The sequence below is a fragment of the Pollutimonas sp. M17 genome (assembly GCF_025836975.1).
In the GTDB taxonomy this organism is placed as follows: domain Bacteria; phylum Pseudomonadota; class Gammaproteobacteria; order Burkholderiales; family Burkholderiaceae_B.
This window is the reverse complement of the sequence record NZ_CP107548.1, coordinates 3,158,239-3,175,271: the sequence shown is the minus strand read 5'-3', so window position 1 is coordinate 3,175,271 and position 17,033 is coordinate 3,158,239. Positions and strand designations below refer to the sequence as shown.

The window sequence follows — 17,033 nt, the reverse complement described above, 5'->3', positions numbered from 1 at the left end:
TTTTTTTCAATATTGATGACCAAATCGGAAATAATCAGATTCGACGGCCGCAGCCTGTTCGCCTTCTGCGTATTGGCCGAGGAATTGCACTTCGGCAGGGCGGCGTATCGGTTGTCGACCAGTCAGCCGCCGCTCAGCCGCCAGATCAAGCAGCTGGAAGAATGGGTGGGCACGCCGCTGTTCGTCCGCTCCACACGGGTAGTAAGCCTGACGCCCGCCGGCGTGGTGATGTATGAGCAGGCGCGGCAGATATGCGCCGACCTGGAGCATATGCTGCGGGCGACCCGCCAGGTCGCGCGGGGCGATGCCGGCACCTTGTCCATCGGCATTACGCCCAGCGCCGCGCACTCGCCCCTGGTGGAGTCGCTGCATTCCTTCCGGCGCGACCATCCCACCATAGAGCTGGACCTTCGGGAAATGGACTCGGTCGACATGACGGCCGCCCTGCTTGCACGGCAGCTGGATGCGGCGCTGATGCGCCCCATCGTCCAGAGCGACAAGATCAAGACCATGCCGGTCTACGAAGAGCCTATCGTGCTGGTGTCAAGAACAGAAAGCCTGTTTGCGGGCAAGAGCGTAAGGCTGGAGGACATCGCGCGCCATCCCCTGATCGGTTATGACCAGTCGGTATCCCCCTACTTTGCCGAGATGGTGGAAGGGCTGTTCGCCAAGGCAAACATAAGGCCTAATATCGTGCAGAAAAGCCGTTTGCCGTCCATCCTGACCCTGGTGGAAGCGGGCGTCGGCGTGGCCATCGCCCCCGCATCCATGGCGCAGGCGCATACCGCTGCCCTGACGTGCCGCTCCATCAACGCCGCCAACATGCCGCGGGCGCAAGTCGTCGTCGCTGTTTCGAAGGATGCGACAAACCCGCTCATCCACAGCCTGGTGGGGGCGTTGCTGGCAAGGCGAAGTAGCGCTTAAATGGCGGCAGGATTGTTGCCATAAGCGCCATCCGCCCGTATGGGCATTGGCAACGCAGTTTCCACATCCATTTTTCATCTGATTTTCACTGAATGTAAGGGGTGCTCCATGGTTCGGAATGTTGGCGTAATCGGTTTGGGTGCAATGGGATTCGGCATGGCCCGCAGCTTGCTGCGCGGCGGCTTCCAGGTTCATGGCTACGACGTCAGGAAATCGGCGCTGGAGCAGCTTGCCGCCGAGAACGGCATTGCCTGCGATACACCGGCGCAGCTGGCGCAGCACTGCGGCGTTCTGGTCATCGTTGTCGTCAACGCGGAGCAGACCGAAACGGTGCTGTTCGGGCCGAACGGCGCATGCGACAGCCTGCGGCCGGGCAGTGTGGTGCTGGCGTGCGCCACCGCCGCGCCCAGCTTCGCCGCAAGCCTTGCCCAGCGCCTGGCCGAACGCCAGATCCTGATGCTGGACGCGCCCATCTCGGGTGGAGCGGCCCGCGCCGCATCGGGTGAACTCAGCATGATGACCTCTGGTGTGCCCGAGGCCTACGCCAAGGTGGAAGACGTGCTGGCGGCCATGGCCAAGAACGTCTACCGCCTGGGCGACCAATACGGCACCGGCTCCAAGGTCAAGATCATCAACCAGCTGCTGGCCGGCGTGCACATAGCCGCCGCCGCCGAAGCCATGGCATTGGGCATGCGCGAAGGAGTCGATCCCGCTGCCCTGTACGAGGTCATCACCCACAGCGCGGGCAATTCCTGGATGTTCGAGAACCGCGTGCCGCATATCCTGGAAGGCGACTACACGCCTTTGTCGGCCGTCGATATCTTCGTCAAGGACCTGGGCCTGGTGCTGGATACCGCGCGCAGCAGCAAGTTTCCATTGCCCATGTCGGCGGCGGCGCACCAGATGTTCATGATGGCGTCGGCGGCCGGGCATGGAAAAGAAGACGATTCGGCGGTCATCAAGGTGTATCCGGGGATCGGCCTGCCTGGGGCAGTGTGAAGGGGAATGCGCAAGACGCCGTGGCCGACGGTTCGGCCACGGCGTAGTTCTTTCTGGTCAATGTGCGTTGCGACCACTACGCCAGCCCAAACACACATTAACGCGTATCGCGTTGCACGTGGCGCAGCCGAGTACAATTTTCGTCCTTGCCGCATCCACCATTCTTCAAGGACGATATCCATGTATTCCAGAATATTCCATCTTGCGCTGTCGGCCGCCATGCTGGCCGCCGCATCCACGGCGGCCGTCGCGGCCGGCTGGCCTGAAAAATCCGTGCGCGTCATCGTGGCCTACCCTCCGGGCGGCGTCAGCGATGCCGTCACGCGCGCCATCTCGGAAAAGCTGGGCGAGCGCCTGGGCGTCTCGTTTGTCGTCGAGAACAAGGGCGGGGCGGGCGGCACGATAGGGATGAACGAAGTGGCAAGGGCGGCAGCCGACGGCTACACCATCGGGTTCTCGTCCGTCAGCCCCCTGGTCTTGTCCCCGGCCATCCGGAAAACGCCCTACGATCCGGAAAACGATATCGCCCCAATCGGCAGCGTCATGGTCTCTCCGGTGGTGCTGTTGGGCACCAAGGCCTTCAAGGGCAAGAGCGTGGCCGACCTGATTTCGCTGTCGAAGGCGGCGCCCGGATCCTTGCGCTGGGCGACATCCGGGCAGGGTTCGCTGGGGCACTTGATGCTGGAGCAGATGCAGCAGGCCGGAAAAATGGAAGTCACCCACGTTCCCTACAAGGGGGCGGGCCAGCAATTGACCGACGCGCTGGGCGGGCAATTTGAACTGATCTCCACCAACATGAGCCCCGCCTTGACCTCCCATATCGCCGACGGCACTTTCGTCCCGCTGGCGATTGCGGCGCCGGCACGCATCGATACCCTGCCCAAGGTGCCCACCTTCAGCGAACTGGGCTATGCCGACGCCAACAAGATGTCGGTGTTCGGTTTCTTCGCGCCGGGCGGCACGCCGGCCGACATCGTTGCAAAGCTGAATACAGAGCTCAACCAGGTCGTCGCCACGCCTGAAATCCAGAAACTGCTGGTGGACAGCAACAATATCCCCGCCACCGGCACGCCGCAGCAGTTTGCCCAGGATATACGGGAAGAGCTGGCGTCCAATCGGCAATTGGTCGAGAAGGTCAACTTGAAGCAGGAGTAATCTCCGGCTCCCCCGACAATCAACAAGCGCGGCGGCATGCGCCCCGCCTACTGGGCAACCACCCCGCCGCGCTTGATCACCTGGGTCCATTTTTGGACCTCGTCCTGAATGCGGCGCTGGAACTCGGCGGGTGTGCTGCCCACCGGGATAAAGCCCATCTTGCTCAGTTTCTGGTGCATCTCGCCCGATCGCACCGATGTTGCGATGATGCCGGACAGCGTTTGGATGATGTCGTCCGGGACGCCGGCCGGCGCAATCAGCCCGAACAGCGGTGTCAGGTCGACATCCGGCAGGCCCAGTTCGGCAAAGGTCGGAACGCCAGGTAGAAGGTCCACGCGCTGGCTGGTCGTGACGGCAATGGCGCGCAGTCGCCCGGCCTTGATGTGCCCGGCCAGGGTGGGAACCGTGGCGAAGGCGAACTGCACCTGCCCACCCAGAAGGTCGGTGATGACCGTGCCGCCGCCGCGGTAGGGGATATGCTGGATGTCGATGCCGGCGCTCTGGCGCAATTGTTCGCCCGCCAGGTGAGGGCCGCTGCCTACGCCCGCCGAGCCATAGGACAGCATGCCGGGGCTGGCCTTGGCCAGCTCGATGAATGACTTCAGGTCCTTGGCCTGCACGGACGGGTGGACCACCATGACGAAGGGCGCGGTGGCGATCTGCGCAATGGGCTTGAAGTCCTTCAGGGTGTCGTAGGGGACTTCCGCGCCGCGCAGGCCGGGATTGATGACAAAGGCCGAATCCACCATGCCCAATGTATAGCCGTCGGGCGCCGATGTTGCCAGGGCTCGCGTGCCTATCATCGTGCCTCCGCCGCCCTTGTTCTCGACGACGAACGACTGCTTGAGCTCTTTGGACCATACGTCGGCCGCCATGCGCCCCAAGTTGTCGGTCGCCGCGCCCGGTGGATAGGGAATAATCACGTGCACCGGCTTGTCGGGGTAGCCCGCGGCATGTGCGGTTCTGGTCCAGGGGCCGGCGGCCGCGCCCACCATCAGCGCGCCAGTACCCAGTACAAACGAGCGGCGTCCAGTATTCATTATTGTCTCCTTCATCTTTCAGGATGTTTGTCGGTATCAGTTTGCATAGCGGCCTTCGGCCAGTTCCACTTCGGGATCGGCGCCCAGCCCCGGTGTTTCGGGAACGCGCACCCATCCTTGCTCTATCGGCACGGTGTGCCGATAAGGCGTGTGTGCAAGATGCACGTATAGCCGCTCCAGCGATACTTCCTGCCGCTGTGCGGCGATCAGATGCAGGCTGGCCAAGTAGCCCGGACCGAAGAACGCCACCTGAGGCGCGCAGGTGACGGAAGTGTCCTTGCATCGGCGCGCAATGCCCAGGGCGGCCGTCAGCCCCAGCTTGATGACGCTGGGCTGCACGTAGCGTACGGATTCCCGGTCCACCAATTCCATCAAGGCATGCGCACTGCCGGCGTTCTCGCCCACGGCCAATGGCAGGCCGCATGATTGCTGCAATCGCGCCAGCGCTCCGGAATCCTCCGGCGGCCACAGGGGCTCTTCGATCCAGAAGGGATCGTGCTCGCGCATGGCGGCGATCGCTTCTGGCGCTTCATCGGGCAGCCAGGCGCAATTCGTGTCCACCATGATGGGAACCCGTGCACCCACCGCCCGGCGGGCCGCCGAAAGCGCCGCGCTGCTGCGCTCATGCAGCTTGATTTCCGTATAGCCTTGTTGCAAGGCTTGAGTCGTCACCGTGTCCAGCAGCCGGGCGTCTTCGTAGTACTGCAACAGCGACGCATACGCGCGCACCCGATCCCGGCGCTTGCCGCCCAGCAGTTCGTAAAGCGGAACGCCCGCATGCTTGGCGCGCAAATCCCACAGGGCAATGTCCAGACCGGCCAGGGCATGCACCACCGGCCCGGAGCGGCCCAGATTGTGCAGCGTCCTCTGCATGGCCGGCAGCAGCGCCGGGTCCGACGCGGGCTTGCCTACGGCCAGCGGCGCGACCAGCGTGTCGAATATGGCCTTCAGTGCGCGGGGCTCGACGCAATAGGACTCGCCCCAGGCCACCAGGCCGTCCTGGGTTTCCACGCGAACCAGAGCGCTGTCCAGCGTCGTGCGCGGGCGCCCCGCGAACAGCGGCGGGTCGGTCCAATGGTGAAAAGGCAGGCGCATTGGAATGCAGTCCACCGAGCGGATGATGTCGTGATTCATCCTTGCATTGTCCAGCTGGGAATGTATATGGTCCAATAGATAGATTGAATAATTTCATAATAAAAACCATATGCTGAGCCGACGTGAACTGACCTTGCTGCGCGCGATGTACCAATGCGGAACCGTGACGGCCGCCGCGGCATCCATACACATGACGCAGCCCGCCGCAAGCGCATTGCTGCGCACGATGGAAACGCGCCTGGGCTTTGCGCTGTTCAGCCGCCAGAACCGCCGCCTTCAACTGACCAGCCAGGGCCGCGCGCTGATTCCCGATGCCTTGAACGCCCTGGCGGGAATGGAAGCCGTCGACAAACTTGCGGGCGACATCCGGCAGGGCTCCATGAGCCGGCTGGTGATCGGCGCGGTTGCCATTGCGGCGTCCAGCATATTGCCTCCGGCGCTCGCCGTGGTGCGCCGCGAGCACCCCGGCATCGCCGTGACGGTACGGGCCGGCACCGCGATCGAGATCATCGAGATGGCGGTCGACCAGCGCATCGACCTGGGCATCATCGTGGGGACCCTGGTCGAGAAGGACAGGGTCGCCAGCCGCGCCCTGGCGCCCATGAGCTTGTACGCCGTCATGAGCCCCACGCACGCCTGGGCCGACAAGCCCGAGTTGAGCCTGAAGGACGTGGCCCATGCCGGTCCCATCGTCCTGGCGACCACGCTGCCTGCCGGCCGCGTTACCCGCCAGGCCGTGGAAGCGGCCCGGCTTCCTTATCAACCCATCATGGAAGTCGGCCAGTCGTCGGCCGCCTGCGCGTTGGCGGCGCAGGGACTGGGGATAGCCATCGTGGAGACCCTGGGCGCTCGTTATGCGCAGCGTCAGGGATTGATCGCGCGCCATCTGTTGGCCGCGCCCGAAATCGGACTTGGGCTGGTGTGGTCGAACGACAGAATATTGAGCCAGCCGGCGGAAACGTTGCGGGCCGGTTTGATTGCGGAAGGGGAGAGCGTTGTTTGATCCAATGGAGCCGGCACGAAGGCGTCAGGCCGTTGCGCACAAGGCATTGGCGGCGCTGCCGCCGGGCTGCTGCTTATCGGCGTGTCCGCCGCCGTGGATCTGACCGGGATAGATGTCGCGCATTCTAGCCTACCCTGATCCCGATTGGCATCGGCTGGAATTTCGGTTTCATTGGCGCATCCGCGCTGATGCTGGAATGCCATCGCCCCGAAGAGAAGACCCGTGTCCAGTCATTCAATGACTTCATCGTGTTTGGCTCGATGGCGGTGGGCTCCTTCGCATCGTATCGCAGAACCCGGGGTGGGACGAGAACGCCTTGCAGGCTAAATACATAAGCGCCTAAGGATGGGGCGATAGCGCAGGCCGGAGTGCGCGGGAAAGATCACTTTTTTTCATGCTATCCGATACAAAAATATCACTTTTTTATATATTTCTTCAGCACCATAATAGGCTGAAACCATCTCACCCTCTCTCTTTTCTGGGGCCATATACTCAAGGGCAGTTGTTTTCTGAACACCCCCAGTTAATTAATAGCGGTTCAGCCATAACAAGGGGTAATGTGAGAGACGATGCTTCTCGGCCTGCCAGGTAAGCGGGATACTTGGGTTGGCACCTCCGTTTCATGATTCGTTCTTTTACTCGATTGCTTTCAAGTAACTTGAGATGAACGGTCGCGTGCCACATGTAATAACTCTAGAACAGAGGAGACACACCCGTGAGACGATTCACCTTGATACTCGGCGGCCTGTTGCTTGGCACCGCTGCGGCATCTCATGCACAGGTATTGCGGATCGGGATGCAGGAGGACCCGGATACGCTGGATCCGCACCGGTCCCGTACCTATGTCGCCCGTATTGTCCTGACGTCGTTATGCGACAAACTGATGGATATCGACGCCAAGCTTAATTTTGTCCCTGGGCTGGCCACCACGTGGGCATGGAGCGAAGGCAATACCAAACTTACACTCAAACTGCGCGATGGCGTTGTATTTCATGATGGCACGAAATTCGACGCCCAGGCAGCTAAAGCGAACCTGGAGCGGGCGATTACGCTGCCGGCCAGCCAGCGCAAGAGCGAACTGGCATCAGTGACACGGGTCGATGCGCCGGATGACATGACACTGACCATTACGCTGGAAAAGCCAGACGCATCCTTGCTTTCCCAGTTATCCGACCGAGCCGGCATGATGCTCTCCCCGGCGAGCTTCGGCGCAAAAGACAGTGACTCTGCCATAGGCCGCAAGCCGGTATGCTCGGGGCCGTACAAGTTCGTCAAGCGCATACAGAACGACCGTATCGTGCTTGAGAAATTCGACGGACACTACGATGCGAGCAATTTCGCGTTCAAGCAAGTCGAATACATAAACATGCCTGACTCAACCGTGCGTCTGTCCAATCTGCGGTCCGGTGAAATTGACATTCTGGAGCGTTTGAACCCCACCGATGTGACGTATGTAAAAAACGATGCGACCTTGTCGTTCAAGCCTGTAGTCGGTCTTGGATACCGCCGGTTTGTATTCAATGTGGGCAACGGCGAACGCGCCACGTCGAATCCTTTCAATGACAAGCGCGTGCGCCAGGCTTTTCAGTTGGCAATAGACCGTAACGCCATCAATGAAATCATCGGAGGAGGGATTTTCCCGCCGGCGCAACAGCCTTTCCCTCCTGCAAGCCCTTATCATAGCGAGCGGTTCCCCATACAAGAGCCTGACATCGCCAGGGCGAAGGCACTGTTGAAGGATGCGGGACAAGAAACTGTAGAAGCTGAGTTAACGTTCGGGAACAACACCCTTGAGTCCTCCACAGCTCAAATGGTTCAGGCGATGGTGTCCCAGGCGGGATTCAGACTGAGCTTGCGGCCCACCGAATATGCCACCATGCAGACTGCCGCCACCCAGGGAGACTTTCAGCTGGACATGAGGGGGTGGTCGGGCCGTATCGACCCGGACGGCAATATCTATGCGTTCGTCACTTGCAAAGGAACGCTGAACGATGGCAAGTATTGCAATCCGAAGGTGGATGAGCTGCTGGACAAGGCACGAACCGTGTCCGATGTCGATCAGCGCCGGGCCATCTATGACGCGGCGCAAGCCATACTGCAGGATGAGCTACCCGCCGTTTATCTCTACTATCAACCGTGGCCGTTCGCCACCAGCAACAAAGTGCAAGGATTCGAACCTTATGCGGATGGGATGATTCGACTGAAGGGCGTGTCGTTCAAATGATTGCTGTACTGCGCCAAGCAATGGGTGACGCCTGGCCGATGCGTCAACGCGGCCTTTTTGAACGGAGACTTGTATGTTTGCCACACCGCAGCTTATCGCTGCTGAAGTTTTCGCGCGATATCCCCAGGAGCTAAAAACCGGGACGGAAGACAGCGAGTGGAATCAGGGGCAGCCGACGGGGTTCGCCTCATCCTGTTTTCTAGAGGGGCCATCCTTTGACCGGAATGGTGTCTTATGGTGTGTCGACGTGGTAAACGGCCGGTTGCTGAATGTCTCCCCAGACGGAAGTTTTTCAGTCGCCGCGGAATATGATGGCTGGCCTAACGGCTTGAAGATTCGTGATGACGGTCTCGTCTTCATTGCTGATTATAAGAATGGGATCATGGTGCATGAACCCGGGTCGAAGAAAGTAAGGCCATATCTGGCGCGAGCGAACCTGGAGCGGTTCAAAGCGGTCAACGACCTGTTCTTCGCCTCTAACGGCGACTTGTTTTTCACTGACCAGGGGCTGACGGGGCTACATGATCCAACCGGGAAGGTATTCAGATTATCGCCGGATGGCCACATTGATTGCTTGCTCTCCAACGTACCGAGCCCGAACGGCTTGGTCATGGACCTTCAGGAAAGCACGCTCTATCTGGCTGCCACACGGGCCAACGCAGTGTGGCGCGTTCCTATCGTCAAGGGAAAAGCCGTAAAGGTGGGAACCTTCCTCCAATTGTCCGGCGGCGTCGGGCCAGACGGACTCGCTCTCGACGCGGCGGGCGGGCTGGCGGTTGCGCACGCGGGACTGGGCGCCGTCTGGCTATTCAGCAATCGCGGAGAACCTCTGTACCGGATCAATACGCCGGCAGGCGCCATGTCGACGAACGTTGCCTATGGCGGCCCACAGAACAAGGATCTGTTCATTACCGAGTCAGCAAGTGGGCAAATATTCCGGGCCAACCTGGCCGTGGCGGGCAATCCCATGTTTTCGCACCGGGCGCGCTTCCCTTCAGCTGATAGCGCTGGCGATGCATGATCGAACTACAAGCTGAACGCGCATCTACGTACTCGAAGGCCGCCGGTCAACGGATCGGCGCCGGCCTGATGGCGGGTGAGTGACATGACGACATTTCGAGAACTGGAAGCGTTTGTCGCTGTGGCGGATATGGGGTCATTCGAGAAGGCGGCTCGTAGTCTGGATACGTCGCAATCTTCAATTTCCCGCCTTATTGGTGAATTTGAAGACGGCTTCAAATACCCTTTGTTCAATCGAGAGAGCCGCTCTGCACGCCTTACCAGCAAGGGAAAAGAAGTGCTGCGCCAGGCTCGTGCATTGCTTCACCAGCGGGCGGGCCTGATGGAGCGCTTTGCCAATCCCGAGTTTCTGGCCTTGACTTTGCGGCTAGGCGTCACGGAACTTACTGCGCTTACGTGGCTGGGGGCTTTCGTTGCAGAGATGAAGGCCAAGTATCCACGAATTCAACTGGATTTCACGGTTGATTCTTCGTCGCGCCTGTATACGGGAATGCAGGATGGGCAACTTGATATGGCCATCGCATCAGACCTGGCATGCCCTAAGAATATGGTGTGTATTCCCATCGGGTCAGCGGCATTCGGATGGTACCGAGCGTCGTCCCTGGCGCTGCCTGGCTCGTTGAGCCTCCCTGAACTTGAGCGGCAGACCTTGTTGATTCAAAGCGCGCCGGGCGAAATTGAAACTCAAATCGAATCCTGGCTTGTCGATAAGGGTGTGAAGCTGACAAACACGATTCGAAGCGACAGCCTGGCTGCCCTAAAAGGAATATGTATGGCAGGCTTTGGCATAGCAAGCCTGCCGCGAGCGATGGTTGCAGATATGGGTAATGCCGGTCCATTAAGCGAGATCAGAACTTCGCTCGGGGCACCAACGATGAATTACGCCATCCTGGTTCGAATTGACTCGCTTACGGCGCTTCACCACGACGTTATCGAGCTGGTCAAGCGGCATTGTGTCTTCGATCAGCATTGATTGGCAATCTGAGTATCTCTGGCGTTAGGGTCCATGCTTACCATCAAGCAACTGCAGGCATTCTATTGGGTGGCTCGTCTGGGCACGCTGAGTCGGGCAGCAGAGAAACTATGTATCACTCAGTCCGCCATAACGAAGCGCTTGCGCGAGGTGCAAGCAGTGGCTGCCAGGCCTTTGTTTGAGAGAAGAGGCCGTAAGAATCAGCTTACGCAGTTCGGTAGGGAACTAGAGGAAGAGTGTAGTGCCTTGCTCGGTATGCTGAGCGTCCTCGATGGCCAGAAGGGTTTTGATAATCAGTCGGCCAGATTGCTACGTGTGGGCCTTACAGAAATGGTAGCCCTGACGTGGTTCTCCGATTTCCTCCGGCGTATGAAACACGTATACCCGTCCATCACCGTCCAGCCGGAGATCGACCTGTCGTTGCTGTTGCAAGACAAAGTAGAACAGGGACGACTTGAGCTTTCTATTGTGCCGGAAGCCCGGACCTCGGACGCCATGGTGAAGATCGAGGTTGGAGAAGTACAGTTCGGATGGTTTGCCGCAGCAGGCATATTTGCGCCTGGAGAGGTGCATTCTTTACATGAGTTGGCAACGCAACCTGTTATCGAGCAGTCCGAAAACTCGGTTATTACCGCTGCATGCAGTCGCTTGTGGGAAAGCGCCGGCGCGTCGCCGGAACGAATCTACGGTGGAAACAACGTAAAGGCTCTCGCCGGCCTGATCTCAGCGGGCGTAGGTATCAGTTGTTTACCGATCGCATTGTTCAGGAATGAGCTCAGGGCCGGAACGCTTCAGCTGCTGAGAACGTCCACTCCGGCACCGTCCGTAGGCTACTCATGCTGCTTCCTCAAAAGTTCAGACTCGGCTCTCGGCTATCGCGTGGCGGAAATCGCCCAGCAATGCAGCACCTTCACCCGCAAGCCCCGACGCCCGGCCGGCAGGGCTCATCCGCGGCGTGATTAAAAATGCAGGATATGCCGATCGAACATGTCGATTGGCTGCTGAAACTGCCTACAAGCGAGATAACTCCTTTGAGTAATTGAACATGCCGGGTAGTCCGCCGGTATGGATAAATACAATATTCTGTCCCGAAGTGAATCGTGTCTTTGCCAGATCCAGGACACCGGCCATCGCTTTACCGGTATAGCAGGGGTCCAGCAACAAACCCTCTTGTTGAGCCAGCAACTTGATCGCCGACATGGCGGCCTCTGTTGGAATGGCATATCCCTCGCCCAGGTAGTTGTCCAGGATACAAATGTCACCAGATTGAACTCGAAGGTCAAATCCGGCCAGTACTGCGGCATTCCTGACCTCGCGGGAAATGCGGGCGGCTAGTTCGCCGATGCTGCGATTGATCGTTACTCCGATTACCGGGTATGCAGTGTGGTGGTATGCGTTGCCCAGAATCAGGCCGCTTTGTATGCATCCCGAACCCGAGGCGCATAGTATTGCGTCGATCTTGAAGCCATATTGATTTGACTGCCGTGCAAGCTCAGCGACGAGTTCGAGGTAGCCAAGCGCTCCCATCGGTGAGCAGCCGCCACCGGGAATTACATACGGCTTCTTCCCTTCAGACCTTAGTGTTTCCGCGACGCCTTCCATGGCCAGTTCAAGATCTGATAGAGAATCAGCGGACACGTATTCAAGTCGCGCACCGAGTACATGGTTTAGAAGCATGTTCCCCTGATGCCCTTGCTCGTCGAGTGATTCTCCGTACGGGTGCTTTATAACGAGGAGCGCTTCCAGCCCAAGGCGGTTAGCACACGCCGCAGTAATTCTTATATGGTTGGATGTGACCGGACCGCAAGTTACGATTGTGTCGGCGCCGTTCGATAACGCATCTCCAAGCAGCGTGTTGAGTGCTCTGGTCTTCGAGCCACCCATGGCAACCCCTGTCAGGTCATCGCGCTTGACCCAAATACGCGGGCCACCGACGATTTTTGAGAGGGCCTGAAGCTCCTCAAGAGGTGTAGGGTAGCTTCCAAAAGTAGCAAGACGAATGTTTGGACGATGCGGCATAAGCGAGCTGTATTGGCGTCACCGGCATAGGCACACTGCCACTGCATTCGATGAGCCCGTCGATATGCAGATTATCAATAGACGGGTTTTATCCGAAAAGAGATATTTTCGATCAGGAAAAGTGTCCGGAATGGTATGGCTTTGTCATTGCGGAACGGAGGCTTTCTGCGTGCCGCCGGTTTGGGAAACTTCGCCAATCAATACCATTTTGGAATAACTACCGATGCGGAAAAATTCAATTGTCTGCCGTATGTGTCGCTGATACATTGGGCCTCACTCAATCAAAGACTAAGGGGGGTCCACATGATTTCACGTCGCAGCTTCTTGAAGACGGCCTACGGCAGCATTCTGGCGGCAGGGGCGCCGTTTGAGCTCTCGCTGGCAAACTCGGCGCCGGTCAGCATTGTCATTCCAGGGCCTCCCGGCGGCGGCGCAGACGCGATTGCCCGCATAGTGGCGGATAAGCTCGGGCCGAAGTTAAACGACACGGTCATTGTCGAAGCGCGTCCTGGTGCCGCCGGCCTTATTGCAAGTAACTATGTAAAACGCCAGGCACCAGATGGAAAGGTGCTTTACTTGAGTTCGTCCATGCTGGTTACTGCTCCGGCGGTTAACCCGACGACTCAGAAACTGGATCCCGTAACCGACTTCACCCCGCTGGCCAGGCTCACGATAAACACCTATCTTTTCCTGGCCAACAAGAGCCTACCGGTGTCCAACGTGCGCGAGTTTATTGAGTACTGCCGCGCCAATCCTGGAAAGGTCAAAATTGGTACTGTGGGACAAGGTTCGTCCAGCCACTTGGCTGCGGCGTATCTGGCCAAGGCAGCCAACCTTGACGTGATCATTGTGCATTACAAGGGGTCTGCACCGGCGAATCAAGACATGATGGGCGGATTCATCGACGCGAAGTTCGAGAACCTGGCAGGTACGCGTGCAACGCTGAGTTCGGGAAAGGTGAATATCCTGGGGGTATCCAACGCCGAGAGGTCGCCACTGTTTCCCGATGCGCCCACGGTGAATGAGACGGTGCCCGGTTTGGTGGTCGATGATTTCTTCGTCATTGTTGGTCCGAAGCTGATGGACGCCAAGCATGCGCAAGCACTCAGCAAAGCTCTTGGTGAAGTGGTCCAACTGGACGATGTGAAAGCGAGGTTGGGTGATCAACTGGGCGCCATTTCTGCTCCGCTTGATCCGGAAAGGACGGCGGAGTACATGCGCACTTCGTTCAATAGGATAAAGAACTGGGCGGCGGATCTGAATGTAATGGCGTAAGCGCCACAGTGCTCCGCAGATCAGGTATGAATCCAAACCCGTCCGATCTCAATGGCCGCTTTACCATGCCGGGCCTTAAGCGGCCTTGCAGGTAATTTCGCTTCCAAGGCAACAAGACCGAACCTGGACCGCCCGTTCTTAATAAAAAATTAAACTGCTTCTCTCATCATTCGAAATAAGCCGATGTTTTTGGCATGGATTGATTTGACATGAAGCTGCTTCTCGTAGAAGACGATCAGATGCTGGGGGAAACCATCTGCGATGGCGCACGCCAGAGCGGATGGCACGTTGACCACGTCAATGATGCACATTCCGCGCGCGCCGCGCTGGTCGATCACGTATATACGGCAGTCTTGCTTGACATCGGCCTTCCTGGGGACTCCGGCATTAGCGTACTGCGCGGCATGCGCAAGCACTATGACAGCACGCCCGTGCTGATCCTGACCGCAAGAGGCCAATTGACCGAACGCATCGCCGGCCTGGACGCGGGTGCCGACGACTACCTGGTTAAACCTTTTCCGTTCGACGAGCTCTGGGCTCGTTTGCGTGCGGTCATTCGCCGCAGCCAAGGGCGCGTTGTTCCGGTGTTCACCTATGGAGATGTGCAAATCGATCGCAACCGCCGCATGGTGACGAAGGCGGGCAGCGATGTCACTCTCAGCGCCCAGGAGTATCGCACTCTGCTGGCGCTTGTGGAGCGTCCGGGCCATGTGGTGACGCGCGACCATCTGCATGACATTGTCTATGGCACAGCCAGTAATGTCGAAAGCAATACCATTGCCGTTTTCATCCATCAGTTGCGCCGCAAGCTGGGTGATGACCTGATCCGGACCGTTCATGGTCTTGGCTACGTAGTGGGGCAGCCAACATGAAGCCGCGATCCATCAATGCGCAGTTGATACTGGCGGTGATCGGTATCACCGCGTTGTTCTGGATAATCGTGGTCGCGGTCGTGCTAGCAAAAACGACCATCAACCGCAGCAGTACGTGGGACGAAAGACTCGAGGCTATCGCGACCCAACTGCTGGTCACCATCCCCGCCGACGGTCGCTTCGGCGAGCGCGAGGGGCCAAGACTGGCGTTGCCGCAATCCCTGGATATCCTGCGTGGGCCATTGGTCTTTCAGATATGGGTGGATCGAAGCAGGCTGGTCGCCGGCACATCCGGGGGCCCCCAGGCTCCACTCCGGCCCGATTTTGCGGATGGACCAGTATCGGCCGAAGTTGAAGGGAAGAAGTGGCGGGTCTATTCCGCATCGGACAGTACCGGACGGGTGACGGTCCAGGTGGGCAACCTGCAAAGAATCGTGGATGCCGACTTCCGCCACAAGGCAGCGGACGAGGTGATCCAGACCACTATTCTGCTCATGATAGTGGGTGTCATCATGTGGATCGTCACCGCCAGCGCGCTCAAGCCGGTGCGCGCCCTTGGCGCGGCCATGCATCGCCGGCCCCGCTTCGATTTCACGCCCCTGCCGCTGGATGGGCTGCCGCGGGAGCTGCATCCGTTGGTCGATGCTTTCAACCGCCTGCTGCGGCAACTGGACGCGGCCATCGAAGGCGAACGCCGCTTTATCGGCAATGCGGCGCATGAGCTGCGCACACCGCTATCGACCTTGCAGGGGCAGGCGGAGATTGCCCTTCGCGAGACGAATCCGCAGGAGAAGGACGCAGCCCTGAGGAAGCTGCTGATCGTGGCTCAGCGCGGCGCCCGGCTGTCCGAGCAACTGCTTGACCTGGCCCGCATCAACGCCGGTGCCAAGACCCCTAAACACGTGGCAGCAGACTTGAGTAAGCTCGTGCAGCACGTCGCGCAGGAATTCCAGGTCTACGCCAGCCATAATCGGCGTTCGCTGTTTTTGAATGTAGCCTCCTGCATGATTCAGTGCGATGTTGACGAGGTCGGCATACTGCTCCGCAACCTCCTGCATAACGCCATGCGCTACACCGCCGAAGGCGGCAACGTATTGGCGCGCTGTGGCTATGCGTCACCCGCACAGGACGGAGGCCCATCCAGTGTCTTCCTGGAGGTCGCCGACAATGGCCCGGGCGTTCCGGCCGCTGAACGGGGCGCCATCTTCGAGCGCTTTCACCGTGTGGGCAGCAATCCCGTGCGCGGCAGCGGGATCGGCCTGTCATTGGTCGCGAGCATTGCCGAGTCGCACAACGCCGCCATATACACGGGCACCGGACTGGAAGACCGGGGTTTCATGGTGCGCGTGGTCTTTCCCGGCATAGCTGCCGCGCAGCACGCGGTTTGACTCTCTACTCCTCAACGCAAGTAGGTAGGGAACCGTTCATGCAAGCCCGCGCGCTTGTTTTCCGCCGAGCTCCTTTTTTAAAGAATTCCTAAAGAGTCTAAAGAGCGGCTAATTCCGCTTCCGTAGCATCCGATCTCGTGGGTGCGCCGTGTCGACGCGCGACGAGATTCGGGCAGCTCGATGTTGAATGGCACCCCCGACCACACCGCTTTCCCATCTGATGCTTCAAAGAAAGGATTAACCATGTCGCGATTCACAAAAATCTTCAAGATAGCCGTACGCTCCAGAATGGGCCTGGCTATTGCCGTTGCCCTGTCCGCATCATTTGCTACCTTTGCTTCCGCCCATGCTGCAGAGCCCGGCCAGTCGTCGTGGAGGCTCGGTGCCGGCGTAGCCGCAATCAAAAAGCCATATCGCGATATGGATACCAAAACCATGGGCTTACCTATCGTCGGGTACGAAAACAAATGGATCAGTGCTGCCATTCCAACGCTCGATCTCAAGCTCTATAGCGATGACTCGCTGTCCTTCCGTCTGCGTGCGCGCTATGCCGGGGGAGATGGCTACGAAGCTGATGATTCGCCCTTCCTGGCCGGCATGGAGGATCGCAAGGCCAGTCTTTGGGCGGGCGCCGCCGTGACCTGGAAGACGGATTTCGCCAATTTCACGGGTGAAGTCCTGGCCGACACCATGGGAAAGAGCAAAGGCATCCGTGCCCGACTGCAAGTGGATCGCCGCTTTGCCGTCGGCAAGTTCGGTTTCATTCCGCGCCTTGCGGCTGAATGGACCGACGATAAGTACGTCGACTACTACTACGGCGTCCGGCAATCCGAGGTGACCGCTACGCGTGCATTCTACCAGGGAAAGTCGACCACCCATATCCTTGCGGGCCTGCGTGTGGACTACATGCCGACTAAGCATCACACCGTGTATCTCGACCTCGCTGCCAGTCGCTACGGCAGCACAGTCAAGGATAGCCCTTTGGTCGACAAGCCAAACCAGACCTCAATCGGACTTGGCTATATGTACCGCTACTGAGCGAGGGC

The 17,033-nt window shown here is 59.0% G+C and carries 15 protein-coding genes and 1 pseudogene; 13 read left to right on the top strand and 3 right to left on the bottom strand.

What is annotated here, in order from left to right:
* Nucleotides 1–15 precede the first annotated feature (15 nt).
* The 3 genes from OEG81_RS14965 (at nt 16) to OEG81_RS14955 (ending at nt 3,078) form a co-directional block, all read left to right on the top strand.
* Complete coding sequence (locus tag OEG81_RS14965) at nt 16–924, top strand: LysR family transcriptional regulator (RefSeq protein WP_264130073.1); 909 nt, start codon at nt 16–18, stop codon at nt 922–924.
* A 108-nt stretch (nt 925–1,032) separates the two neighbouring features.
* Nucleotides 1,033–1,923 carry an L-threonate dehydrogenase gene (gene ltnD / locus OEG81_RS14960; RefSeq protein WP_264130071.1) on the top strand — a complete coding sequence of 297 codons (891 nt, stop codon included), beginning with the start codon at nt 1,033–1,035 and terminating at the stop codon, nt 1,921–1,923.
* A gap of 180 nt (nt 1,924–2,103) precedes the next feature.
* Entirely contained in the window at nt 2,104–3,078 is a 975-nt protein-coding gene (locus tag OEG81_RS14955; protein ID WP_264130070.1) for a Bug family tripartite tricarboxylate transporter substrate binding protein, read from the top strand.
* 47 nt (nt 3,079–3,125) lie between these two features.
* Here the strand turns inward: OEG81_RS14955 and OEG81_RS14950 are convergent, their stop codons facing one another.
* Together OEG81_RS14950 and OEG81_RS14945 are read right to left on the bottom strand one after the other, a co-directional pair.
* Nucleotides 3,126–4,118, bottom strand: coding sequence for a Bug family tripartite tricarboxylate transporter substrate binding protein (locus OEG81_RS14950; RefSeq protein ID WP_264130069.1), 993 nt, complete (start codon nt 4,116–4,118; stop codon nt 3,126–3,128).
* Between the two features lie 36 nt (nt 4,119–4,154).
* The gene (locus OEG81_RS14945; protein WP_264130068.1) at nt 4,155–5,252 is read right to left on the bottom strand and encodes a mandelate racemase/muconate lactonizing enzyme family protein; all 1,098 of its coding nucleotides are present in this window, start codon (nt 5,250–5,252) and stop codon (nt 4,155–4,157) included.
* Between the two features lie 70 nt (nt 5,253–5,322).
* Here OEG81_RS14945 and OEG81_RS14940 point away from each other — a divergent pair, with 70 nt between their 5' ends.
* The 6 genes and pseudogenes from OEG81_RS14940 (at nt 5,323) to OEG81_RS14915 (ending at nt 11,396) form a co-directional block, all read left to right on the top strand.
* Complete coding sequence (locus OEG81_RS14940) at nt 5,323–6,216, top strand: LysR family transcriptional regulator (protein WP_264130067.1); 894 nt, start codon at nt 5,323–5,325, stop codon at nt 6,214–6,216.
* 54 nt (nt 6,217–6,270) lie between these two features.
* Nucleotides 6,271–6,500: pseudogene (locus OEG81_RS14935) on the top strand (MFS transporter); the annotation flags it as partial.
* A 431-nt stretch (nt 6,501–6,931) separates the two neighbouring features.
* A complete protein-coding gene (locus OEG81_RS14930; protein ID WP_264130066.1) occupies nt 6,932–8,440 on the top strand; it encodes an ABC transporter substrate-binding protein in 1,509 nt (502 codons plus the stop codon).
* Between the two features lie 73 nt (nt 8,441–8,513).
* Nucleotides 8,514–9,461 carry an SMP-30/gluconolactonase/LRE family protein gene (locus tag OEG81_RS14925; RefSeq protein ID WP_264130065.1) on the top strand — a complete coding sequence of 316 codons (948 nt, stop codon included), beginning with the start codon at nt 8,514–8,516 and terminating at the stop codon, nt 9,459–9,461.
* 84 nt (nt 9,462–9,545) lie between these two features.
* Nucleotides 9,546–10,433, top strand: coding sequence for a LysR family transcriptional regulator (locus tag OEG81_RS14920; protein WP_264130064.1), 888 nt, complete (start codon nt 9,546–9,548; stop codon nt 10,431–10,433).
* Nucleotides 10,434–10,466: 33 nt separating this feature from the next.
* The gene (locus OEG81_RS14915; protein ID WP_264130063.1) at nt 10,467–11,396 is read left to right on the top strand and encodes a LysR family transcriptional regulator; all 930 of its coding nucleotides are present in this window, start codon (nt 10,467–10,469) and stop codon (nt 11,394–11,396) included.
* A gap of 48 nt (nt 11,397–11,444) precedes the next feature.
* Here the strand turns inward: OEG81_RS14915 and OEG81_RS14910 are convergent, their stop codons facing one another.
* Complete coding sequence (locus OEG81_RS14910) at nt 11,445–12,452, bottom strand: D-cysteine desulfhydrase family protein (protein WP_264130062.1); 1,008 nt, start codon at nt 12,450–12,452, stop codon at nt 11,445–11,447.
* Nucleotides 12,453–12,587: 135 nt separating this feature from the next.
* Between OEG81_RS14910 and OEG81_RS14905 the strand changes: the two genes are divergently transcribed.
* The 4 genes from OEG81_RS14905 (at nt 12,588) to OEG81_RS14890 (ending at nt 17,025) form a co-directional block, all read left to right on the top strand.
* Nucleotides 12,588–13,727 carry a Bug family tripartite tricarboxylate transporter substrate binding protein gene (locus tag OEG81_RS14905; RefSeq protein ID WP_264130061.1) on the top strand — a complete coding sequence of 380 codons (1,140 nt, stop codon included), beginning with the start codon at nt 12,588–12,590 and terminating at the stop codon, nt 13,725–13,727.
* A gap of 209 nt (nt 13,728–13,936) precedes the next feature.
* Nucleotides 13,937–14,599 (top strand): response regulator transcription factor, encoded by a 663-nt coding sequence (locus OEG81_RS14900; protein WP_264130060.1) that lies wholly within the window; start codon nt 13,937–13,939, stop codon nt 14,597–14,599.
* On the top strand, nt 14,596–15,987 hold the full coding sequence (locus OEG81_RS14895) for a sensor histidine kinase (protein WP_264130059.1): 1,392 nt from the start codon (nt 14,596–14,598) through the stop codon (nt 15,985–15,987). The genes OEG81_RS14900 and OEG81_RS14895 overlap by 4 nt, the downstream gene beginning before the upstream one ends.
* 243 nt (nt 15,988–16,230) lie before the next feature.
* Entirely contained in the window at nt 16,231–17,025 is a 795-nt protein-coding gene (locus OEG81_RS14890) for a MipA/OmpV family protein (RefSeq protein ID WP_264130058.1), read from the top strand.
* The last annotated feature ends 8 nt before the right edge of the window (nt 17,026–17,033 follow it).

Bases quoted from the DNA above. Each gene is read 5' to 3' on its own strand.
- OEG81_RS14915 (WP_264130063.1), top strand. From the start codon at position 10,467: ATGCTTACCATCAAGCAACTGCAGGCATTCTATTGGGTGGCTCGTCTG.
- OEG81_RS14890 (WP_264130058.1), top strand. From the start codon at position 16,231: ATGTCGCGATTCACAAAAATCTTCAAGATAGCCGTACGCTCCAGAATG.
- OEG81_RS14955 (WP_264130070.1), top strand. From the start codon at position 2,104: ATGTATTCCAGAATATTCCATCTTGCGCTGTCGGCCGCCATGCTGGCC.
- OEG81_RS14945 (WP_264130068.1), bottom strand. From the start codon at position 5,252: ATGAATCACGACATCATCCGCTCGGTGGACTGCATTCCAATGCGCCTG.
- OEG81_RS14900 (WP_264130060.1), top strand. From the start codon at position 13,937: ATGAAGCTGCTTCTCGTAGAAGACGATCAGATGCTGGGGGAAACCATC.
- OEG81_RS14905 (WP_264130061.1), top strand. From the start codon at position 12,588: ATGGCTTTGTCATTGCGGAACGGAGGCTTTCTGCGTGCCGCCGGTTTG.
- OEG81_RS14950 (WP_264130069.1), bottom strand. From the start codon at position 4,118: ATGAATACTGGACGCCGCTCGTTTGTACTGGGTACTGGCGCGCTGATG.
- OEG81_RS14895 (WP_264130059.1), top strand. From the start codon at position 14,596: ATGAAGCCGCGATCCATCAATGCGCAGTTGATACTGGCGGTGATCGGT.
- OEG81_RS14940 (WP_264130067.1), top strand. From the start codon at position 5,323: ATGCTGAGCCGACGTGAACTGACCTTGCTGCGCGCGATGTACCAATGC.
- OEG81_RS14925 (WP_264130065.1), top strand. From the start codon at position 8,514: ATGTTTGCCACACCGCAGCTTATCGCTGCTGAAGTTTTCGCGCGATAT.
- OEG81_RS14965 (WP_264130073.1), top strand. From the start codon at position 16: ATGACCAAATCGGAAATAATCAGATTCGACGGCCGCAGCCTGTTCGCC.
- ltnD (WP_264130071.1), top strand. From the start codon at position 1,033: ATGGTTCGGAATGTTGGCGTAATCGGTTTGGGTGCAATGGGATTCGGC.
- OEG81_RS14910 (WP_264130062.1), bottom strand. From the start codon at position 12,452: ATGCCGCATCGTCCAAACATTCGTCTTGCTACTTTTGGAAGCTACCCT.
- OEG81_RS14920 (WP_264130064.1), top strand. From the start codon at position 9,546: ATGACGACATTTCGAGAACTGGAAGCGTTTGTCGCTGTGGCGGATATG.